The following is a 21,032-nucleotide window of genomic DNA, read 5'->3' as shown; positions in this document are numbered from 1 at the left end:
GTCAAAGGATCAGGTCGCGTAGTTCGTCCGGCAGCCCACCGGGTTGTTTGATTGCCGCCAGGTCGGCTTCAGCCATGGCGTTCCAGGCATCCTCATCCCACAACTGAAACTTGTTCAGTTGCCCCACCAGCATCGCCCGCTTGTCCAGCTTGGCGTACTCGCGCAGGCGCGGCGGAATCAGGAAACGCCCGTTTCCGTCCAGTTCCAGATCGACGGCATTACCGATCAGCAGCCGCTGCAGGCGCCGCGTTTCTTCTCGCAAAGAAGGCAGCTCGCGCAGCTTGGCTTCGATCAGTTCCCATTCGGGCAAGGGGTAAACGGTGAGGCAGGGGTCGACTGCGTCGATAGTGACGATGAGCTGGCCGGCACAACGCGAAACGAGCTCGTCACGATACCGACTCGGCATCGCGAGGCGCCCTTTGGCGTCAAGACTTATGGCATTAGCTCCGCGAAACACGTCAGCGCTTCCCCTGTGGTTGGCTTTCCATGCCAATTGATCCCACTTTTACCCACTTCATACCACTTCTGCACACTATAGAAATCCACACTCCCCACCGTCAAGGCGCGTCAGAAGTGAAAAATCCTTACAGGACGGAGATTTAGCGTGCTTTTGGAAGGTTGCGGAGCGCTTTTAGAAGTAAAAGAGATGACAAAACACAATAAGTCCAAAGTCTTAGCCTTCGAACTTAAAGTGATTTATCAAGAGTTGCGGCTTTTCGCTTTTGCGACGGACGGATAAAACCGGGAAAAAGCGAAGAGAGTGGGAAGAAGTGGGAGAGTCGATCTATAAGCCGGGTTCTGTCGAGGACAGCCATTCCTCTGGGACGCACATCACTGTACGCCTCAAGCGACCTACCCGAATCCAACGCGGGCCGCGCCAATGGATTCCTATTTGGTCTTGCTCCGAGTGGGGTTTACCTAGCCACGCACTGTTGCCAGCCGTGCGGTGCGCTCTTACCGCACCTTTTCACCCTTACCGGCGCTGTTGCGCTTAGGCGGTTATTTTCTGTGGCACTTTCCGTAGGCTCGCGCCTCCCAGGCGTTACCTGGCACTCTGCCCTATGGAGCCCGGACTTTCCTCCACCGCGCTATTGCGCGACAGCGACTGTCCAATCGACTCTCCGCCGACAAGGTTAGCGGGAGCAGGCGCGAAGAACAAGCTCAACTCTTCCCTTGGCGTTGCAAAGCCTGTTGATACAAAAGGTTTTTTCGCACCCCGGTGATTTCCGCCGCCAGCGCCGCGGCTTTCTTCAACGGCAGCTCGGCAAGCAGCAGGTCGAGCACCCTGAGCGCCTCTGCACCGATCGACTCCTCGCCTTCCGGCGCCTGCCACCCCGCCACCAGCACAACGCACTCGCCGCGCTGCTGGTTGCTGTCCGACGCGACCCAATCATGCAGTTCGGCCAACGGCAGGCTGCGAATGGTCTCGAAGGTCTTGCTCAGCTCCCGCGCCAGCACCGCACGGCGCTCCCCGCCGAACACGTCGCGCATGTCCGCCAGGCTTTCCAGCAGACGATGGGGCGCCTCGTAGAAAATCAGCGTGCGTGGCTCTTCCTGTACCGCCTGGAGGCGGCTGCGTCGTCCCGCAGCCTTGGCGGGCAGGAAACCTTCGAAGATGAACCGGTCCGACGGCAATCCCGCCGCCGACAGCGCCGCGATCAGCGCGCAGGAGCCCGGCACCGGGACCACCCGGATACCCAGCGCCTGTGCCTGGCGCACCAGGTGGAAGCCGGGATCGGAAATCAGCGGGGTACCGGCGTCCGAGATCAGCGCGACGTCCTCCCCCCCCTGCAGCCGGGAGATGAAGCGCCCGCCCTCCTCGCGCTCGTTGTGCTCGTGGCAGGCCGCCAATGGCGTCTCGATGCCGAAGTGCTGGAACAGCCGGATCGAATGGCGGGTATCCTCCGCAGCCACCAGGGCCACCTCCCGCAGCACCCGCAGGGCGCGCGGGGTGATGTCGTCGAGATTGCCGATCGGGGTCGCCACTACGAACAGAGTGCCTGCTGACACGAAAATACCTCGGGAGCTATCTGAAAAGGCGGCATTGTATCGCGATTCAGGGTGCCGCCATCGCACCCGAGGCGGGCCTCCGGTACAATCGGCGACTCTTCGTGAATGCGCCATGAGAAGCCCTATATGATCGCTCGCCTGCGTCCGCTTTCTGCTCTGATCCTGGCCGGTCTGCTGACCGCCTGCGCGACCTCGTCCAATTCCGGACTGGGCGAACTTCCCCGTACGCCGAATGCCAGCATCGAGCAGTTGTTGCAACAGGCCAGCCAGAGCAAGCCCGAGGAAGCGGCGCTGCTGCGCCTCTCGGCAGCGGACCTTGCCTACCAGCAGAAGGACCTCGCCAGGTCCACCGCCATCCTGGGACAGATCCCGCTGGAAAGCCTGAAGCCGGCCCAGCAGGTCTTCGCCAGCACCCTGAACGCCGAACTGGCCCTCGCCCGCAGCAAGCCCAAGGCCGCCCTGCAGGCATTGCAGCATCCGAGCATGCAGCATCTCAGCGAGCTGCCGGTGACCCAGCAGGTTCGTACCCAGCGCGCCAAGGCCCAGGCCCTCGCCGCCGACGGCCAGGTCCTTGCCGCAGCCAAGGAGCGCATCTACTTCGCCCCGCTGCTCGAGGGCCCGGCGGTGATCGAGAACCAGGAAAAGATCTGGACCCTGGTCAGCAGCCTGCCGGTCGACCAGTTGCAACCGAGCGCCAACGAAGGCGACCTCAGTGGCTGGCTGGCTCTGGCCCGCATCACCAAGACCTCGCCGACCCTGCAACAACAGCAGGCCAGCATCGAGAGCTGGCAACAGCAGAACCCCGAGCACCCGGCGGCCAAGCACTTGCCGGCGGCGCTGGAGAAACTCAAGACGCTGTCCCAGCAGCCGCTGACCCGCATCGCCCTCCTGCTACCCCAGCAGGGGCAGTTGGCCAACGTCGCCCGGGCCCTGCAGGACGGCTTCCTCGCCGCCCACTTCCAGGCCCAGCAGGCCGGCCAGAACCCTCCTTCGATCAAACTCTACGACAGTACCCAGGTGCGCTCGCTAGATGACTTCTACCGCCAGGCCCAGGCCGATGGCGTCGAACTGGTCGTCGGTCCACTGGAGAAGCCGCTGGTCAAGCAACTCGCCAGCCGCGAGCAACTGCCGATCACCACCCTCGCACTCAACTACAGCGACAACAGCCAGGAAGGCCCGGCGCAGCTGTTCCAGTTCGGCCTCGCCGCCGAGGACGAAGCGCGCGCGGTGGCCAGCCGGGCCTGGGGCGACGGCATGCGCCGGGCCGTGGCGCTGGTGCCGCGCGGCGAATGGGGCGACCGCGTGCTGGCCGCCTTCAGCCAGAGCTGGCAGTCCGCGGGCGGCAGCCTGATCGCCGCCGAGCATGTCGACCAGCCGGTACAACTGGCGCAACAGATCGCCGACCTGCTGCAACTGCGCCAGAGCGAAGGCCGCGCCCAGCGCCTGCAGGGCGCCCTCGGCAGCCAGATCGCCACCCAGCCGTCGCGCCGCCAGGACATCGACTTCGTGTTCCTCGCCGCTACCCCGCAGCAGGCCCGCCAGATCAAGCCGACCCTGGCCTTCCAATACGCCGGCGACCTTCCGGTCTACGCCACTTCGCACCTCTACACCGGGACCAACAACCCGACCCAGGACCAGGACCTCAACGGCATCCGCTTCTGCGAGACCCCGTGGCTGCTCAACCCCAGCGACCCGACCCGCCAGCAGGTCGCCGCCCAATGGCCCCAGGCCAACGGCAGCATGGGCCGCCTCTACGCCATGGGCGTCGACGCCTACCGCCTCGCTCCGCGACTGCCTGAACTGAAGGCCGTGCCGAGCCTGCAGATCGACGGCCTGACCGGTACCCTGAGCCTGAATCCGACCCAACGTATCGAACGCCAGTTGCAATGGGCCGAGTTCCGCAATGGCCAGGTCCAGCCGCTGGGGACCAGCAGCTTTTGACCGATAGGGAAAGCTCCCGGGACAAGGGGCGCCAGGCCGAGGAACTGGCCTGCGCCCATCTACGGCGACAGGGCCTTGCCACACTTGGCAAGAATTGGACCTGTCGCCGCGGAGAGCTCGATCTGGTCATGCTCGACGGCGATACAGTAGTATTCGTCGAAGTCCGCTCCCGCCGGCATCGCGCCTGGGGCGGAGCCCTGGAGAGCATCGACGCGCGCAAGCGGCAGCGCCTGATTCTCTCCGCCGAACTTTTTCTGCAACAGGAGGCGCGCTGGGCCAAACGCCCCTGTCGCTTCGATGTGGTCACCGTCGATACCAGCGACGGACAATCACCACCGCGACTGGACTGGATTCAGAACGCATTCGACGCCTGATCAGCCGCCCCACCGAAGGTCATTACCGATGGACATGCAACACCGTATCCGCCAGCTCTTCCAGGCCAGCATCGAGACCAAGCAGCAGGCGCTGGAAGTACTGCCTCCCTATATCGAGCAAGCCAGCCTGGTGATGGTCAATGCGCTGCTCAACGAGGGCAAGATCCTCTCCTGCGGCAATGGCGGCTCGGCCGGCGATGCCCAGCACTTCTCCTCCGAACTGCTCAACCGCTTCGAGCGCGAACGTCCGAGCCTGCCGGCCGTGGCCCTGACCACCGACAGCTCGACCATCACCTCGATCGCCAACGACTACAGCTACAACGAAGTCTTCTCCAAGCAGATCCGCGCCCTGGGCCAGCCGGGCGACGTCCTGCTGGCGATTTCCACCAGCGGCAATTCGGCCAACGTGATCCAGGCCATCCAGGCTGCCCACGACCGCGAGATGCTGGTGGTCGCCCTGACCGGCCGCGACGGTGGCGGCATGGCTTCGCTGCTACTGCCGGAAGACGTGGAGATTCGCGTTCCTTCCAAGATCACCGCACGCATCCAGGAAGTCCACCTGCTGGCCATCCACTGCCTCTGCGACCTGATCGACCGCCAACTGTTCGGGAGTGAAGAATGAGCCGTACCGCCTTCGTCGCCGCCACCCTGGCCCTGAGCCTGGCCCTGGGAGGCTGCAGCAGTTTCCTCAGCGCCACCCGGGACAAACCGATCGACGACGATCGCGGGACCCGAACCATCGGCAGCAAGATCGACGACTCGCTGATCGAGACCAAGGCCGCGGTGAACATCGCCAAGGCCGATCCAGCCCTGGACAAGGACTCTCACATCGTCGTGGTCAGCTACAACGGCATCGTGCTGATCGCCGGCCAGACCCCGCGCGCCGACCTCAAGAGCAAGGCCGAGCAGGCCGCACGCACGGTGCAGAAGGTCAAGAACGTGCATAACGAACTGCAGGTGACCTCGCCCTCCTCCCTGCTCGCCCGCAACAACGACGCCTGGATCACCACCAAGCTGAAGACCCAGATGCTCAGCGATCCCAACGTGCCCTCGTCGCGGATCAAGGTGGTCACCGAGAACGGCATCGTCTACATGATGGGCCTGGTCAACCAGCAGGAAGCCGCCCAGGCTGTCCGCGTCGCCCAGGGCGTCGACGGGGTGCAGAAGATCGTCAAGCTGTTCGAATACATAAACTGAAGAACAGCGAACGAAAAAAAGGCGATCCTTCGATCGCCTTTTTCATTGCCCGCCGTTTACTTGACCACCTTCAGGGATGGCCTGCCACTGGGACGCGGCGGCTCATCGGACGGCCCACCATCGTCATCGCCCGGCTCGTCGTCCACCGGACCCGGCTGCTCCAGATCGAAGACCATGCCCTGGCCGTTTTCCCGGGCGTAGATGGCCATTACCGCCAGCGCTGGAATGTACAGGCTCTGCGCCACGCCGCCGAAACGCCCCTCGAAGCTGACCGCCTCGTTGTCCATGTGCAGATGCCGCACGGCAGAGGGCGAGACATTGAGCACGATCTGCCCATCGCTGGCATAGCCCGGAGGCACCTTTACCCCGGCGAACTCTGCGTTCACCAGGATATGCGGCGTGCAATCGTTGTCGACGATCCATTCATAGAGCGCGCGGACCAGATAGGGACGGCTGGAATTCATCTTCATGTTCCTTAACGCATATCTCGTTCAACGGAAGACAGGCTGGCCCGGAAGCTTTCCCGGGCGAATCCGCGCTCCATGTAGTCGAGCAACGGCTTGGCCTGCCGCGGCAACTCGATGCCCAGCAGCGGCAGACGCCAGAGGATCGGCAACAGGCAGCAATCCACCAGGCTGAAATCCTCGCTGAGGAAATATGCCTTGTCGGCGAACAGCGGGGAAACCCCGGTCAGGCTCTCGCGCAACTCCTTGCGCGCCTGGACCCGCTCGGCCTCCTTGCTGCGCGCATCCAGGATCCGGTCCACCAGGGAACACCAGTCCCGCTGGATACGATGGATCAACAGGCGGCTGTTGGCACGCTTCACCGGATAATCGGGCAGCAGCGGCGGATGCGGATAGCGTTCGTCGAGGTATTCCATGACCACCGTCGGCTCATACAGCGCCAGGTCGCGATCGACCAGGGTCGGTACGCTGCCGTAGGGGTTGACCTCCGCCAGCATCGGCGGACAGCGGCCCGCCTCGATATCGATCACCTCTACCGCCACGTTCTTCTCGGCCAGGACCAGGCGGATGCGATGGCAGTAATGATCGGCAGGGTCGGAATAGCAGGTCAGCTTGTTGATTGAAGCCATGGAGCCCTCCTCGCAGGTCGACTTGTGGGAGGTGAAAAGACGCGCGCGCCCCGTAGGGCGCGCGCTTCGAAGACCAACGTGCGGGTTAGTGCACGTCCTTCCAGTACTCGCGCTTGAGGAGATAGGCGAATACGAAGAAGAAGGCCAGGTAGAGCAGGACGTAGGTACCGATACGCTCGGAGGCCAGCTTGTTCGGGTTGGCCGAATAGGCCAGGAAGGTCACCAGGTTCTTGACCTTCTCGTCGAACTGGGCTTCGTTCAGCTCGCCGGTCTTCGGCACCACGGTCAACTGGTCACAAGCTTCGTGAGTCAGCGGGGTACCGGTCAACGGATCGAACTGCTTCTTGCCATCCTCGACCACCTGTACCTGCTTGCAGCCGATCACCTGGCGTCCCTGCAGGGGCGCCAGGACGTTCGGCATGCCGACGTTGGGGAAGATCACGTTGTTCACGCCCCACGGACGCTTGGGATCCTCGTAGAACGAGCGCAGGTAGCTGTACAGCCAGTCGGTGCCGCGTACGCGGGCAACCAGGGTCAGGTCCGGCGGAGCGGCGCCGAACCAGGTCTTGGCGTCGGCCGGCTTCATGCCGATGTCCATGTGGTCGCCGATCTTGGCGCCGGTGAACACCAGCTTCTCCATCATCAGATCGGCAGGAATGCCCAGGTCGGTGGCGACACGCTCGTAACGCTGGAACTTGGCGCTATGGCAGCCCATGCAGTAGTTGGCGAAGGTACGCGCGCCATCCTGCATGGCCGCCTTGTCGGTCAGGTCGATATCGACATGATCCAGTTGCGGCCCATGGCCGCCAGCGGCGAAACCCAGGACTGGCAGTACCGCCAGAATCAGTGCAGCGAATTGCTTTTTCATCAGCCAGTCACCCTTTCCGGAACCGGTTTGGTCTTCTCCATCCGGGTGTAGAACGGCATCAGGATGAAGAAGGCGAAATACAGGACGGTGCAAACGCGCGACAGGGTAGTACCCAGCGGGCTCGGAGCCTGGGCGCCGTAGTAGCCGAGGATCACGAAGGACACCGCGAAGATCACCAGCCACAGCTTGCTCAGCCAGCCCTTGTAGCGGATCGAGCGAACCGGGCTGCGATCCAGCCACGGCAGGACGAACAGCACGGCGATCGCCGCACCCATCGCCACCACGCCCATCAGCTTGTCCGGAACCGCGCGGAGGATCGCGTAGAACGGGGTGAAGTACCAGACCGGAGCGATGTGCTCGGGGGTCTTGAACTGGTTGGCCATCTCGAAGTTGGGCTTCTCGAGGAAGTAGCCGCCCATTTCCGGGAAGAAGAAGATCACGGTGCAGAAGATGAACAGGAACACCACCACACCGACGATATCCTTCACGGTGTAGTACGGATGGAACGCGATGCCGTCCAGCGGTACGCCGTTCTCGTCCTTCTTCTTCTTGATGTCAACGCCGTCCGGGTTGTTCGAACCGACTTCGTGCAGCGCCAGGATGTGCAGCACGACCAGGCCGAGCAGGACGATCGGCAGGGCGATCACATGCAGGGCGAAGAAGCGGTTCAGGGTGATGCCGGAGATCAGGAAGTCACCGCGGATCCACTGGGCCAGGTCTTCGCCGACCACCGGAATCGCGCCGAACAGGGAAATGATCACCTGGGCGCCCCAGTAGGACATCTGACCCCAAGGCAGCAGGTAGCCCATGAAGGCCTCGGCCATCAGCGCCAGGTAGATCAGCATGCCGAAGATCCACACCAGCTCGCGCGGCTTCTGATAGGAGCCGTAGAGCAGGCCGCGGAACATGTGCAGGTAGACCACGATGAAGAACGCCGATGCACCGGTGGAGTGCATGTAGCGAATGATCCAGCCGTAGTCGACATCGCGCATGATGTATTCGACGGAAGCGAACGCCTCTTCGGCCGACGGCGTGAAGCTCATGGTCAGCCAGATGCCGGTGAGGATCTGGTTGACCAGCACCAGCAGCGCCAGGGAACCGAAGAAATACCAGAAGTTGAAGTTCTTCGGTGCGTAGTACTTGCTCAGATGGTCTTCCCACATCTTGGTCGCGGGAAAACGCGCATCGACCCAAGCCATGAACTTGTTCATCAGGCTTTCTCCTGGTCCACGCCGATGGTGATGACGTCGTCAGCATCGAACGTATAAGGCGGAATCGGCAGGTTCAGCGGCGCTGGCTGGCCTTTGTAGACACGACCGGCGAGGTCGTAGTGGGAGCCGTGGCAAGGGCAGAAGTAGCCACCCTTCCAGTCCGGACCGAGGTCGGCGGGGGCGACTTCGGGACGGAAGGTCGGCGAGCAGCCCAGGTGGGTGCAGATGCCGACGATCACCGCCAGTTCCGGCTTGATCGAGCGAAGCTTGGGATCGACGTACTCCGGCTGCTCCGAGGCCTTGGAGTCCGGGTCGGCCAGTTGTCCTTCGAGGCTCGGCAGGGCGTCCAGCATCTCCTTCGTGCGGTGCACGATGAATACAGGCTTGCCGCGCCATTCAGCGATGATCTGCTGACCTGGATCGATCTTGCCCACGTTCACCTGCACCGGCGCGCCAGCAGCCTTGGCTTTGGCACTGGGGAACCATGACCCTACGAACGGGACCGCAGCACCCACCGCTCCCGCCGCGCCAACCACAGAGGTGGCCGCGACGAGGAAGCGACGCCGGCCTGCATTCACGCCGTCATTACTCATTCAGTCGTCTCCCATCAGCTTCAGACCTGTTCTAATCAGGCCTTTAAGTAAAAATTCGAGCCGCGCAAAAAATTCGCCAAATGGTAAAGAAAACCCCCTTTGATGACAAGGTAATAGCCTGACACAAAACGCCCGAAACCCTTGTAGGGCGCGCCCTTCGGCCATGCGACACCTTGCCGCAGAGTTAAAGCGTAGACATAAAAAAACGCCCAGCTCCGAAGAGGTGGGCGTTTTTCAGCAAGCGTCGAATTAACGCTTGGAGTACTGCGGACGCTTACGCGCTTTACGCAGACCGACTTTCTTACGCTCGACTTCACGGGCATCGCGAGTCACGTAGCCGGCCTTGCGCAGCGAGCTACGCAGGGTTTCGTCGTACTCGATCAGGGCACGGGTGATGCCGTGACGGATCGCACCGGCCTGACCGCTTACGCCACCGCCAACGACGGTAACGAAGATGTCGAACTTCTCGACGGTCTCGGTCAGCTCGAGCGGCTGACGCACGACCATGCGAGCGGTTTCACGACCGAAGAACTGATCGAGACCACGGTTGTTGATGGAAATCTTGCCAGTACCCGGACGCAGGAAGACGCGAGCGGTAGCGGTCTTACGACGGCCAGTGCCGTAATTTTGAGTCGCCGACATAATGAGCTATCCCGTTAAATCTTCAGTTCTTGGGGCTGCTGAGCGGTGTGCGGGTGGCTGGCACCCTTGTACACCTTCAGCTTGCGATACATATCGCGACCCAGAGGGTTCTTCGGCAGCATGCCTTTTACAGCGGTCTCGATGACGCGCTCAGGGGCCTTGGCGATCAGCTTCTCGAAGTTGATCGACTTGATGCCGCCCGGGAAGCCGGAGTGGTGGTAGTACATCTTGTCGGTGGTCTTGGCACCGGTCACACGCACCTGCTCGGCGTTGATGACGACGATGTAGTCGCCGGTGTCAACGTGCGGAGTGTACTCAGGCTTGTGCTTGCCACGCAGGCGGCGGGCAATTTCGGTCGCCAGACGACCCAGGGTCTGGCCGGCAGCGTCGACGACGAACCAGTCGCGCTGTACAGTTTCCGGTTTCGCGGTATAGGTTTTCATTCGTTATAGCCTCAGGGGCCGCCTGAAAATAAGACGGCGAATCTTACTGGACAGTGGTTGCCTTGACAAGTCAAGGACAGCCGAAAACAGACACGAATTGGGGCTCGGGTCGGTGTGCGTCCGTAACGACTAGATACATCGATCGGCAGGCTTGGCATCCCCCACCGATGAAAGGCTGCGGAATTATGCAGATTTCGCCAGAATTTACAACCGCATTAACCACTTAATTTCACGAGGACACCCGCATGGAGTATCGCCCGCTCGGCCGCACCGATCTGAAAGTCAGCGCCCTCTGCCTCGGCACCATGACCTGGGGCGAGCAGAACAGCGAGCAGGACGCCTTCGCCCAGATCGCCAGGGCCAAGGCCGCCGGGATCAATTTCATGGATACCGCCGAAATGTATCCGGTGCCGCCCCGCGCCGAGACCTACGCCAGCACCGAGCGCATCATCGGCAACTGGTTCCGCCGCAGCGGCGACCGCGCCGACTGGATCCTCGCCAGCAAGATCGCCGGCCCCGGCAACGGCATCAGCCATGTGCGCGACGGCAACCTCAAGTTCAACCGCCAGCACATCGTCGCCGCCCTCGATGCCAGCCTGGAGCGCCTGCAGACAGACTGGCTGGATCTCTACCAGTTGCACTGGCCGGAGCGGCGGACCAACTTCTTCGGCCAGCTCGGCTACCAGCACCAGGAAGAGAGCTTCACACCGCTGGAGGAAACCCTGGAAGTGCTCGACGAACAGGCGCGCGCCGGCAAGATCCGCCACATCGGCCTGTCCAACGAGACGCCCTGGGGCACCATGACCTTCCTCAGGCTCGCCGAGGAGCGCGGCTGGCCGCGCGCGGTATCGATCCAGAACCCCTACAACCTGCTCAACCGCAGCTTCGAGGTGGGCCTGGCGGAAATCGCCATCCGCGAGCAGTGCGGCCTGTTGGCCTACTCGCCGATGGCCTTCGGCATGCTTTCCGGCAAGTACGCGGACGGCGCCCGCCCGGCCAACGCGCGCATCAGTCTCTACAGCCGCTTCACCCGCTACACCAACCCGCAGGCGGAAGCGGCCTGCGCGCGCTACGTGGCGCTGGCCCGCGAACATGGACTGGAACCGGCGCAGATGGCACTGGCCTACGTCACTTCGCGGCCGTTCGTGACCAGCAACATCATCGGCGCGACCTCGCTGGAACAGCTGGAAGCCAATCTCGGTAGCGTCGACCTCAGGCTGGACGAGGAGGTGCTCGCCGGTATCGATGCGATCCACCGGGAGCAACCGAACCCGGCTCCCTGAGGCTCCAGGGGCCTGGCGCTGCCGCGGGTTCGGCGGACAACCGCGCAATGCGCTCGTTCGCCCCTCCCGGTGGCCAGGAGCGCCTCACAGGGCCCGCGCGATGATCTCCTTCATGATCTCGTTGGTACCGGCGTAGATCCGCTGTACCCGGGCATCGGCCCAGGCCCGCGCCACCGGATATTCCCACATGAAGCCGTAGCCGCCGTGCAACTGCACGCATTCGTCGAGCACCTTGCATTGCAGGTCCGTCGTCCAGTACTTGCACATGGCGGCGGTGGGTACGTCCAGCTTGCCCTGGAGATGCAGCTCCATGCAGCGATCGACGAAGACCCGGCCGACCTGGATCTCGGTAGCCATCTCGGCAAGCTTGAAGCGGGTATTCTGGAAGTCCGCCACCGACTTGCCGAACGCCTTGCGCTCGCGAGTGTAGTCGAGCGTCCATTGCAGGGCCGCCTCGGCCGACGCCAGCGCGCCGATACCGACGGTCAGGCGCTCCTGCGGCAGCTCCTGCATCAGGTAGATGAATCCCTGGCCGTCCTTGCCGAGCAGGTTCTCCCGGGGAATCCGCACATCCTGGAAGAACAGCTCGGAGGTGTCCTGGGCCTTCATCCCGACCTTCTCCAGGCGCTTGCCCTTGCTGAAACCCGGCGTACCCGCCTCGACCACGAACAGGCTTATGCCCTTGGCGCCAGCCTTCGGATCGGTCTTCGCCACCACGATCACCAGGTCGGCGAGGAAGCCGTTGGTGATGAAGGTCTTCGAGCCATTGATGACGTACTCGTCGCCATCCAGTACCGCCGTGGTCTTCACCCCTTGCAGGTCGGAACCGGCCCCCGGCTCGGTCATGGCGATGGCCGCGACCATCTCGCCGGATACCAGCTTCGGCAGGTACTTGCGCTTCAGCGCCTCGCTGCCGTAGTGGAGGATGTAGGGCGCAGCGATGTCCGAATGCAGGGAGAAACCGATCCCGGTCAGGCCGGCCCGACCGATCTCTTCGATGACCACGGCGCTGTAGAGGAAGTCCGCGCCCATCCCGCCATACTCTTCCGGCAGGTGCGAACAGAGCATTCCGGCCTCGCCGGCCTTGTTCCAGAGCGCGCGGTCGACATGCCCATCCTTTTCCCATTGGTGATGGAAAGGCACGGCTTCCTGTTCGAGGAACTTGCGCACGCTGTCGCGAAACAGTTCGTGGTCGGAGCTGAACAGGGTTCTCGGTATCATCGTGGTCACCTGGAAACGGTCTGGGATCGGGTTGGCTGCACGCGGCAGGTCTTCGACTGTAGGGAAATGCCCCGACCGACGCACTGGACAGTTGCGCCAAAAAATAAGACGATCCAGCCGCCTTTTGACCGCTTTCCCTTACTCACAACAACGATAAAAATCCATGCGCGCTCAATCCGCTCCGGTGCTGAAACATGTCGGCATCGTCGCCATCGACGGCGTCTTCGCCTCGACCCTGATGCAGGCCAAGGACTTCTTCCACATGGCCAGCCTGCGCCACGGCAAGCAGCAGGGCCTCGGTCTCCAGCCGGCCTTCCGCACCCGCATCCTCAGCCCCGACGGCCAGCCGGTACGCAGCTTCAGCGGCGACAGCATCGCCGTCGACGGTCCCCTCGCCGCCTGCGATATAGTGGTCCTGCCCGCCTTCTGGGGCGACTTCGACGCGCTCGAACGGCGCTATCCGCAAATCGTTCCCTGGTTGCGCCGCAGCCATGCCGAGGGAACCGCCCTCTGCGGCGAGGCGACCGGGGTCTTCTGGCTGGCCCAGGCAGGCCTGCTGGATGGCAAGGAAGCGACCACCTACTGGCGCTTCTATCGGGAATTCGCCGAACGCTTCCCGAACGTGCTCCTCAACCAGGAGAAGCACCTGACCGATGCCGACGACCTGTTCTGCGCCAGCGGCGTCACCTCCGCCTGCGACCTCTACATCTATCTGATCGAGCGTTTCTGCGGCGGATCGGTGGCCCAGGCGGTGGCCCGGGATACCCTCTACGAAGTACAGCGCAGCTACACCCCAGGGCGTATCGGCTTCGGCGGTCAGAAGCTGCACCATGACCCGACGATCCTGCAGATCCAGCAATGGCTGGAAGACCACTTCGCCGACAAGTTCCGTTTCGAGGACGTCGCCCGCGACCACGGCATGAGCATCCGCAACTTCATGCGGCGCTTCCAGGCCGCTACCGGCGACAAGCCGCTGCACTACCTGCAGCGACTGCGGATCGAGACCGCCAAGGGCATGCTCTCGAGCACGCGCAAGAGCATCAAGACGATCAGCTACGAGGTCGGCTACGACGACGCCAGCTTCTTCGCCCGCCTGTTCCGCCAGCACACCGAACTCTCTCCCCACCATTACCGTCGCCAGTTCATGCAGAAGGAAAGCTGAGCCGGACATCGCCGGGCCTGCCCGAACGGCATCGGCGCCGGCGCTTTCCCTACAGAACCTAGGATAGGTAGCCAGGTCGGCCTTCGCGGGTTCTCATGAATCCGCAGGCCCGCCGCAGACGCGGGCGTTCCGAACAACGACAAGAACGGACCTTTGCCATGCGCCTTTATCTGCTCGCCTTCCTGGCCCTCTTCGGTATGAATGCTATGGCCGCCGACAACTGGAAAGCCTTCCCCTACGACCAGAGCGCCTATGACTATCCAGGCGACAAGTTGAAGGAAGCCTGGCCGCGCCTGACCCGCGGCTTCGGCGACTATCCCTATCCGGACGCCGACTGGGTGGTGAACATGGCGACCGCCCATCCGGATGCCCTGGAAAAGACCGTGAAGGCCGGCACCGGCTTCACCGGCAAGCCGGAAGAGGCCGCGCAATATGCGGCGCGCCTGCAGGATGTCTGGCGCCTGCTGTTCCGCGGCGACTACGCCAAGGCCAAGGAGCAGGGACTGGCTCTGGGAGTCGGCGGCCAGGTACCGGCGATGTTCGCCCAGGTGCTCTACGCCATGTTCCTGGCTCCCGACCAGGCGGAGAAACAGCGCCTGCTCGAAGAGGTCATCGACTACACCGAACAGGCCGGCCCGCTGGTCAAGGCCGATATCGTCGCCCAGTTCGGCAGCGTCTACGCCAAGGCGCGCCTGGCCGAGGAGCTATCGGTACCGGTAGTGCTCAAGCGCGGCTATACCAGCGAGATACCCAAGGAACTGGACGCCCTCCTGGCCAGGCAACCCAACCAGCCGTTCGCCCTGGCGCTCTACGGCGGCTACGAGGCGGGAGTGATCCGCAAGGTCGGCAAGCTGGTCGGCAAGATGACCTACGGGGTCAGCGCCGACAAGATGGAACAGTACTTCGCCCGCTCCTTCCGCCAGGCCAACGACCTGCCGATCGGCCACTACGAGTACGCCAACGCGCTGACCTACGTATACGGCGACGACGAGCGGGAGAAGGCCATCGCCCAACTGAAGCAGGCCGTGGCGATCAAGCCGATCAACGCCATGGAAGCCCTCGAAGTGGCCCATGCGAAGAAGCTCCTCGCCGGCTTCGAGCAGAACACCGCGCAACGCTGAAACGCCGCGCGTCCATGAAAAAAGGGGTTGCCATCGGCAACCCCTTTCTCGTTTCCGCCCCGGATCAGGGCCGGTGCGGACGCGTCAGGTATTCGTGGGACTGCATTTCCAGCAGACGACTGAGGGTGCGCTGGAATTCGAACTCCAGCCGGCCGCCGCTGTAGAGATCCTTTAGCTCGACCTCGGCGGAGATGATCAGCTTGACGCTGCGGTCGTAGAACTCATCCACCAGGTTGATGAAACGCCGCGCCATGTCGTCCTTGGTGACGCCCATCTGCTCGACGTTGGAGATCAGCACGGCGTGGAAAATCTTCGCCAGCTCGATGTAGTCGTTCTGGCTGCGCGGGCCGTCGCACAGCTCACGGAATTCGAACCAGGCCACGTCGTCGCAGGTCAGGCGCGCGCGGATCTCGCGGTTCTCGATCATCAGCGCCTCGTCGCGCTGGGCCTTGGCGCAGTCCGGGGTCAGGGCCTTGAAGCTGCGCGCCATCTCCTCCTCGACCTGTTCGCTGAGCGGCCAGTGGAACAGCTCGGCCTGCTCCAGCGCGCGCAGGCGATAGTCGACGCCGCTATCGACGTTGACGATCTCGGTATGCTCCTTGAGCAGGGCGATCGCCGGCAGGAAACGGGCGCGTTGCAGGCCGTCCTTGTACAGGCCGTCCGGCACGATGTTGGAGGTCGCCACCAGGCTCACGCCGTTCTTGAACAGCTCTTCCAGCAGGGTGGCGAGGATCATCGCATCGGTGATGTCGGAGACGAAGAACTCGTCGAAGCAGATCACCCGCGCCTCGTCGGCGAAGCGCTTGCCGATGATGGTCAGCGGGTTCTTCTCGCCCTTGAGGGTCTTCAGTTCTTCGTGTACCCGCTTCATGAAGCGGTGGAAGTGCGTGCGCACCTTCTGCTCGAACGGCAGCGACTCGAAGAAAGTGTCCACCAGGTAGGTCTTGCCACGGCCGACGCCGCCCCAGAAATACAGGCCCTTCACCGGCCCGCCGGACTTCCTGCCGAGCAGCTTGCCGAACAGGCCGGGCTTGGCGTGGTCGGCGGCGACCAGGTCATCGTAGAGGCGTTGCAGATGCTTCACGGCATTCGCCTGTGCGGCATCGTGGAAGAAATCGGGGCGTTGGAGATCGGCCTGGTAGCGCTCGAGGGGCGTCATGATCGGTAGCAATGCAACGAAAACGGGGCCGTCACTTTAGCGACGACCCCGTCTCTTGGCAATCGGCCATCCGTCGAGGATGCACCGGGGAGGCCTACTCCTGCGGCGCCAGCGCTTCGCGGGTGCGCTCGATGGCGGCGTCACGGGCGGCGGCGTCGGCGAAGGCCGGGCTCTGCGCCACCGCCTCGCCATCCAGCCACAGGCCAAAGGCATTGCCCTCGGCCCGCAGGTCGGCAGTCTCGCCAGCCAGCAGGCGCTTGCTCACCGCACCGGCGGCCTTGCCGTCGGCGAAGGCGCGGGACAGCAGCAGCTGTTCGCCGGCGGCGTCCAGCAGGCGGAAGCGGAAGCTGCCGTCGTCGTCGCGGAAGCTGACCAGGCGCGCAGCCTTGGCGGCCTTCTTCTTGCCGCTCTCGGTACTTTTCAGCGGCTCGCGCAGGGAGCGCAGGCCGACGGCCTCGCGCAACTCGGCGATGAATGGGGTTGCGATGCGGCGCGCCTTGGCGGCGCCGGCGAGGAGAATGTCCTCGATATCGTCGGGCTTGGCGATCAGCGCCTGGTAACGCTCGCGAGCCTCGCCCAGTTCGTTGTCGAGCAACTGGAACAGGCGCTGCTTGGCTTCGCCCCAGGCCAGGCCGTCGAGCAGTTCCTGGCGGAACGCGGCGACCTGTTCGGCGCTGGCGAAGGCCGAGTAAAGAAGGAACAGGTGCGAACTGTCCGGGTCCTTCGGCTCACCCGGCGCGCGCGAGTCGGTGACGATGCGTGCGATGGCGTCCTTGAGCTGCCTGGACGGGCTGAACAGCGGGATGGTGTTGTCGTAGCTCTTGGACATCTTGCGCCCGTCCAGGCCCGGCAGGGTGGCGACGTTTTCCTCGATCACCGCTTCGGGCAGGACGAAGAACTCGCGGCCGTTGCCGAACAGGTGGTTGAAACGCTGGCCGATGTCGCGGGCCATCTCCACGTGCTGCACCTGGTCGCGGCCGACCGGGATCTTGTGCGCGTTGAACATCAGGATGTCCGCGGCCATCAGCACCGGATAGCTGTAGAGGCCCATGGTCACGCCGGCGTCCGGGTCTTCGCCGGCCTCGACATTGCGGTCCACCGCGGCCTTATAGGCATGCGCGCGGTTGAGCAGGCCCTTGGCACTGACGCAGGTGAGCAACCAGGTCAGCTCGGGAATCTCGGGGATGTCCGACTGCCGGTAGAAGGTCGCACGCTCGACGTCCAGGCCGCCGGCCAGCCAAGTCGCGGCGATTTCCAGGCGCGAGCGCTGAATACGAGCGGGATCGTCGCACTTGATCAAGGCGTGGTAGTCCGCCAGGAAGTAGAACGAATCCACGTCGCTCCGACGGCTGGCGAGGATCGCCGGGCGGATGGCGCCGGCGTAGTTGCCCAGGTGCGGAGTGCCGGTAGGAGTGATGCCGGTCAGGATACGAGTAGTCATGCGATACCAGATGTCAGGCAAAGAAAAGAATGGCGCGCCGGATGGTAGCAGGGCCGGCGCGACGACGTCAGTCCTGCAGGCGTGGCAGCAACAGGTCCTTCAGATCGATCAGCTTGCCATGGAAGAAATGTCCGCTTTCTGCCACCCGCAACAGCTCGTGCGGTCGTGCCAGGGACTCGCTCCAGGCATATACCGCGGCCGGCGTGACCACGTCGTCGTCCTCCGGCTGCACCACGGTCAGCGGGCAGCGCGCAGGCAGGCTGACCGCGAAGCGCTCCACCGGCGGCGCGATCATGAACAGCCGCGCCAGCCCGACGCCCTCCGCCTCCAGGCGACCCGCCAGATTGCCGGCGACGCAGGAGCCGAAGGAAAAGCCCATCAGTGTCAGCGGCAGCCCCGGATGGCGTGCCAGCAACCAGCGCGCAGCGGCCTCGGCGTCGTCGATTTCGCCGATCCCCTCGCCATAGCTGCCAGCGCTCTGGCCAACGCCACGGAAGTTGAAACGCAGGGTCGCCAGGCCGGCATCGCGGGCGCTGCGTTGCAGAGTGGCGACCACCTTGTTCTGCATGGTGCCGGCGAACAGCGGGTGCGGATGGCAGACCAGGGCGATGCCGCGGGCATCGGGCAGATCGAGGTGCAGGGCTTCCAGCGGCCCGCAGGGGCCATCGATGGATACAGGGATTTCGCGGGTAGACAAACAGGAACTCCGTGACCCCGGCTCGGGTCGACTCGTCTAGCAGATTACTCCAAGCGACACAGGCACTTACTCGCGTGCCGTGGTATACAGCTCGGACTCAAGCCGTTAACGTAAAGCAAAGCCGTCTATAGAGGAAGGATTCGCGTGGAACAGTCGCTCACCGCCTGGCTGCTGCCGGCCCTCGCCCTGGTCGCCGGGGTCGCCATCGGTTTTCTGATCGCCCGCCTGCTGCCCAACGCCGCGCCGAACAAGGTGCAACGCCAGATGGACGACCTGCAGGACCGCTTCGACAGCTATCAGCGCGAAGTCGTGACCCATTTCAACACCACCGCCAGCCTCGTGAAGAAGCTGACCCAGAGCTACCAGGACGTGCAGGAGCACCTCTCCGACGGCGCCCAGCGCCTGGCCCTGGACGAACAGACCCGCCAGCGCCTGCTGGCTGCGCTGCATGCCGACGAGGCCTATCCGGCCGAGCGCCGCGAGCGCCTGACTCCGCCGGCCTCCGGCGAAGTGCCGAAGGACTATGCGCCGAAGAGCCCGGACAGCCCCGGCACCCTCGACGCCACCTACGGCCTGAAAGGCAAGTACTGACGCGCTGCGCGAACCTGCCGACGCCCATGAAAAAGCCCCGCATCAGCGGGGCTTTTTCATGGCTGCGAGACGATCAGATCGCCTGGCGTTCGCGCAACAGGTCGAGCACCTGCTTCACGCCGTCCTCGACGCTCAGCGCCTGGGTATCGATCACCAGGTCGGCATCCAGCGGCACGTCGTAGGGGAAGGACTCGCCGGGGATATTGTCCTCGCCCGCCGCATACAGCCCCTGGGGATCGCGTTCGCGGCAGACCTGCGGCGACGCCTGCACATAGACGGTGATCAGGCGCTCGGCGCCGATCAGCGCCCTGGCCTGCTCGCGCCCTTCCGCGCTCGGCGCGACGAAGGCGCAGAGGCTGATCAACCCGGCCTCGTTGAACTGCTTGGCGACATGGGCGGTACGCAGCCAGTTCTCGGTGCGCCCGGCGCGGTCCTGCGGCAACCCCTTGTTCAGGTCGTGGCGCAGGTTCTGCCCGTCCAGCACGTAGACCGCGCGGCCCATATCGAACAGCTTGCGCTCCACGGCGTAGGCCAGGGTGCTCTTGCCGGCGCCGGAGAGGCCGCTGAACAGTACGGTCGCCGGCTGCTGGCCGAAGCGGCCGGCACGCTCCTCGCGCGTCACATGGGCATTCGAACCGTGATGCGCGCTGCTGCCATGGGCCGCCGGCGGAGCGGAGACGATCATGCCGGCGCCAACGGTGCCGTTGGTCAGGCGATCGATGACGATGAAGGCGCCGGTGGTGCGGTTCTGCTCATAGCCATCGAGCGCGATGGGCGCGTCCAGGCTGACCTTGACCCTGGCGATCTCGTTCAGCTTCAGCTCGCTGCCCGGGGTCCGCTCCAGGGTATTCACGTCCACCTTGTGGACGATGCTCGGAATCGAACCCGGCACATAGCTGGTAGCGCGCTTGATATCGTACTTCTTGCCCGGAAGCATCGGCTCCTCGGCCATCCACACCAGCATGGCATCGAAGCCGTCGGTGACCAGCGGGCGATTGTCGGCATGCACCAGCATGTCGCCGCGGGAAACGTCGATCTCGTCTTCCAGGGTCAGGGTGACGGCCTGGCCGGGACCGGCCTGCTCCAGTTCGCCCTCGAAGGTGACGATGGATTTCACCTTGCTGCCCTTGCCCGACGGCAAGGCCACCACCTCGTCGCCCTTGCGCACCACGCCGCTGGCCAGGGTGCCGGCGAAACCGCGGAAGTTCAGGTTCGGCCGGTTCACGTACTGCACCGGGAAGCGCATGTCATCGAGGTTGCGGTCGGCGGCGATCTCGACGGTTTCGAGGATTTCCATCAGCGACTGGCCGGCGTACCAGGGCGAACGCTCGGACTTGTTGACCACGTTGTCGCCCTTGAGCGCCGACATCGGCACGAAGTGCAGCGAACTGGTCTTCAGACCGATCTTCTCGGCAAAGGCCAGGTAGTCGGCCTTGATCTGTTCGAAGACACCCTGGTCGAAGTCCTTCAGGTCCATCTTGTTGATGGCGACCACGATATGCCGGATGCCCAGCAGGGACGCGATGAAACTGTGCCGGCGGGTCTGGGTCTGCACGCCGTAGCGGGCATCGATCAGGATGATCGCCAGGTCGCAGGTCGAGGCACCGGTGGCCATGTTGCGGGTGTACTGCTCATGGCCGGGCGTGTCGGCGATGATGAACTTGCGCTTGGCGGTGCTGAAGTAGCGGTACGCCACGTCGATGGTGATGCCCTGCTCGCGCTCGGCCTGCAGGCCGTCGACCAGCAGCGCCAGGTCGACGTCGTCGCCCGTGGTGCCGACTTTCTTCGAGTCGCGGGTGATGGCCTCGAGGTGATCCTCGTAGATCATCTTGGAGTCATGCAGCAGGCGCCCGATCAGGGTGCTCTTGCCGTCATCGACGTTGCCGCAGGTAAGGAAGCGCAGCAGTTCCTTGCGTTCGTGCTGCCCCAGGTAGGCGAGGATGTCCTCGCTGATCAGATCGGATTGATGAGACATGCTGCGTACC

General features: G+C 63.8%; 22 protein-coding genes and 1 other RNA gene. 8 read left to right on the top strand and 15 right to left on the bottom strand.

Going from position 1 to position 21,032, the window contains the following annotated elements:
* Window position 1: 1 nt before the first annotated feature.
* From mraZ to rsmI, 3 genes are all read right to left on the bottom strand, one after another.
* Window positions 2-457 (bottom strand): division/cell wall cluster transcriptional repressor MraZ, encoded by a 456-nt coding sequence (mraZ, locus tag HMPREF2581_RS21350; RefSeq protein ID WP_003103101.1) that lies wholly within the window; start codon window positions 455-457, stop codon window positions 2-4.
* Window positions 458-771: 314 nt separating this feature from the next.
* Window positions 772-1,121: RNase P RNA component class A (rnpB, locus tag HMPREF2581_RS21345), an RNA gene on the bottom strand.
* A gap of 40 nt (window positions 1,122-1,161) precedes the next feature.
* Window positions 1,162-2,010, bottom strand: a complete 849-nt coding sequence (gene rsmI / locus HMPREF2581_RS21340) for a 16S rRNA (cytidine(1402)-2'-O)-methyltransferase (protein ID WP_003134739.1) — start codon at window positions 2,008-2,010, stop codon at window positions 1,162-1,164.
* Window positions 2,011-2,136: 126 nt separating this feature from the next.
* Between rsmI and HMPREF2581_RS21335 the strand changes: the two genes are divergently transcribed.
* Genes HMPREF2581_RS21335 through HMPREF2581_RS21320 form a run of 4 tightly spaced genes read left to right on the top strand, consistent with a single transcriptional unit; the run spans window position 2,137 to window position 5,522 of the window.
* Window positions 2,137-3,951: a penicillin-binding protein activator gene (locus HMPREF2581_RS21335; protein ID WP_003141282.1), complete on the top strand. Its 1,815-nt coding sequence runs from the start codon at window positions 2,137-2,139 to the stop codon at window positions 3,949-3,951.
* The gene (locus HMPREF2581_RS21330) at window positions 3,948-4,325 is read left to right on the top strand and encodes a YraN family protein (RefSeq protein ID WP_003110149.1); all 378 of its coding nucleotides are present in this window, start codon (window positions 3,948-3,950) and stop codon (window positions 4,323-4,325) included. The genes HMPREF2581_RS21335 and HMPREF2581_RS21330 overlap by 4 nt, the downstream gene beginning before the upstream one ends.
* A gap of 28 nt (window positions 4,326-4,353) precedes the next feature.
* On the top strand, window positions 4,354-4,947 hold the full coding sequence (locus HMPREF2581_RS21325) for a phosphoheptose isomerase (RefSeq protein WP_003094149.1): 594 nt from the start codon (window positions 4,354-4,356) through the stop codon (window positions 4,945-4,947).
* A complete protein-coding gene (locus tag HMPREF2581_RS21320; RefSeq protein WP_003094151.1) occupies window positions 4,944-5,522 on the top strand; it encodes a BON domain-containing protein in 579 nt (192 codons plus the stop codon). The genes HMPREF2581_RS21325 and HMPREF2581_RS21320 overlap by 4 nt, the downstream gene beginning before the upstream one ends.
* Window positions 5,523-5,578: 56 nt before the next feature.
* On the opposite strand, the gene HMPREF2581_RS21315 is transcribed toward HMPREF2581_RS21320, so the two are convergent.
* The 7 genes from HMPREF2581_RS21315 to rplM form a co-directional block, all read right to left on the bottom strand.
* Window positions 5,579-5,986: a ClpXP protease specificity-enhancing factor gene (locus tag HMPREF2581_RS21315; protein ID WP_003094153.1), complete on the bottom strand. Its 408-nt coding sequence runs from the start codon at window positions 5,984-5,986 to the stop codon at window positions 5,579-5,581.
* A gap of 11 nt (window positions 5,987-5,997) precedes the next feature.
* A complete protein-coding gene (locus tag HMPREF2581_RS21310) occupies window positions 5,998-6,615 on the bottom strand; it encodes a glutathione S-transferase N-terminal domain-containing protein (protein ID WP_003094155.1) in 618 nt (205 codons plus the stop codon).
* An 85-nt stretch (window positions 6,616-6,700) separates the two neighbouring features.
* Window positions 6,701-7,483: a cytochrome c1 gene (locus HMPREF2581_RS21305; protein WP_003094157.1), complete on the bottom strand. Its 783-nt coding sequence runs from the start codon at window positions 7,481-7,483 to the stop codon at window positions 6,701-6,703.
* Window positions 7,483-8,694: a cytochrome b gene (locus tag HMPREF2581_RS21300; protein ID WP_003094159.1), complete on the bottom strand. Its 1,212-nt coding sequence runs from the start codon at window positions 8,692-8,694 to the stop codon at window positions 7,483-7,485. Before HMPREF2581_RS21300 ends, HMPREF2581_RS21305 begins: the two co-directional genes overlap by 1 nt.
* The gene (gene petA, locus HMPREF2581_RS21295; RefSeq protein WP_003100631.1) at window positions 8,694-9,287 is read right to left on the bottom strand and encodes a ubiquinol-cytochrome c reductase iron-sulfur subunit; all 594 of its coding nucleotides are present in this window, start codon (window positions 9,285-9,287) and stop codon (window positions 8,694-8,696) included. Before petA ends, HMPREF2581_RS21300 begins: the two co-directional genes overlap by 1 nt.
* A 249-nt stretch (window positions 9,288-9,536) precedes the next feature.
* Window positions 9,537-9,929, bottom strand: a complete 393-nt coding sequence (gene rpsI, locus HMPREF2581_RS21290; protein ID WP_003098810.1) for a 30S ribosomal protein S9 — start codon at window positions 9,927-9,929, stop codon at window positions 9,537-9,539.
* A 14-nt stretch (window positions 9,930-9,943) separates the two neighbouring features.
* Window positions 9,944-10,372, bottom strand: a complete 429-nt coding sequence (rplM, locus tag HMPREF2581_RS21285) for a 50S ribosomal protein L13 (RefSeq protein ID WP_003094164.1) — start codon at window positions 10,370-10,372, stop codon at window positions 9,944-9,946.
* Window positions 10,373-10,617: 245 nt separating this feature from the next.
* Between rplM and HMPREF2581_RS21280 the strand changes: the two genes are divergently transcribed.
* Window positions 10,618-11,655 carry an NADP(H)-dependent aldo-keto reductase gene (locus HMPREF2581_RS21280; RefSeq protein ID WP_003141286.1) on the top strand — a complete coding sequence of 346 codons (1,038 nt, stop codon included), beginning with the start codon at window positions 10,618-10,620 and terminating at the stop codon, window positions 11,653-11,655.
* Window positions 11,656-11,739: 84 nt separating this feature from the next.
* Here HMPREF2581_RS21280 and HMPREF2581_RS21275 read toward each other — a convergent pair whose 3' ends face one another.
* The gene (locus tag HMPREF2581_RS21275) at window positions 11,740-12,885 is read right to left on the bottom strand and encodes an acyl-CoA dehydrogenase family protein (protein WP_003134747.1); all 1,146 of its coding nucleotides are present in this window, start codon (window positions 12,883-12,885) and stop codon (window positions 11,740-11,742) included.
* A 253-nt stretch (window positions 12,886-13,138) separates the two neighbouring features.
* On the opposite strand from HMPREF2581_RS21275, the gene HMPREF2581_RS21270 reads away from it, so the two are divergent.
* Window positions 13,139-14,038, top strand: a complete 900-nt coding sequence (locus HMPREF2581_RS21270; RefSeq protein ID WP_003120906.1) for a GlxA family transcriptional regulator — start codon at window positions 13,139-13,141, stop codon at window positions 14,036-14,038.
* Window positions 14,039-14,196: 158 nt separating this feature from the next.
* A complete protein-coding gene (locus HMPREF2581_RS21265; RefSeq protein ID WP_003110032.1) occupies window positions 14,197-15,159 on the top strand; it encodes a hypothetical protein in 963 nt (320 codons plus the stop codon).
* Between the two features lie 64 nt (window positions 15,160-15,223).
* Here the strand turns inward: HMPREF2581_RS21265 and zapE are convergent, their stop codons facing one another.
* The 3 genes from zapE to HMPREF2581_RS21250 all read right to left on the bottom strand — a co-directional run bounded on the left by zapE (window position 15,224) and on the right by HMPREF2581_RS21250 (window position 18,456).
* A complete protein-coding gene (gene zapE, locus HMPREF2581_RS21260; RefSeq protein WP_003094297.1) occupies window positions 15,224-16,318 on the bottom strand; it encodes a cell division protein ZapE in 1,095 nt (364 codons plus the stop codon).
* Window positions 16,319-16,412: 94 nt separating this feature from the next.
* On the bottom strand, window positions 16,413-17,759 hold the full coding sequence (locus HMPREF2581_RS21255) for a tryptophan--tRNA ligase (protein WP_003094300.1): 1,347 nt from the start codon (window positions 17,757-17,759) through the stop codon (window positions 16,413-16,415).
* A 67-nt stretch (window positions 17,760-17,826) separates the two neighbouring features.
* Window positions 17,827-18,456, bottom strand: coding sequence for an alpha/beta hydrolase (locus HMPREF2581_RS21250; RefSeq protein ID WP_003094302.1), 630 nt, complete (start codon window positions 18,454-18,456; stop codon window positions 17,827-17,829).
* A 144-nt stretch (window positions 18,457-18,600) separates the two neighbouring features.
* On the opposite strand from HMPREF2581_RS21250, the gene HMPREF2581_RS21245 reads away from it, so the two are divergent.
* The gene (locus HMPREF2581_RS21245) at window positions 18,601-19,047 is read left to right on the top strand and encodes a Z-ring associated ZapG family protein (protein WP_003094304.1); all 447 of its coding nucleotides are present in this window, start codon (window positions 18,601-18,603) and stop codon (window positions 19,045-19,047) included.
* Between the two features lie 73 nt (window positions 19,048-19,120).
* Here the strand turns inward: HMPREF2581_RS21245 and cysN are convergent, their stop codons facing one another.
* Window positions 19,121-21,022, bottom strand: a complete 1,902-nt coding sequence (gene cysN / locus HMPREF2581_RS21240) for a sulfate adenylyltransferase subunit CysN (RefSeq protein WP_003110029.1) — start codon at window positions 21,020-21,022, stop codon at window positions 19,121-19,123.
* Window positions 21,023-21,032 lie beyond the last annotated feature (10 nt).

Origin of the sequence: Pseudomonas sp. HMSC057H01 (assembly GCF_001836405.1) — a bacterium.
In the GTDB taxonomy this organism is placed as follows: Bacteria; Pseudomonadota; Gammaproteobacteria; order Pseudomonadales; family Pseudomonadaceae; genus Pseudomonas; species Pseudomonas aeruginosa.
This window is presented reverse-complemented; position numbering and strand designations above follow the sequence as displayed.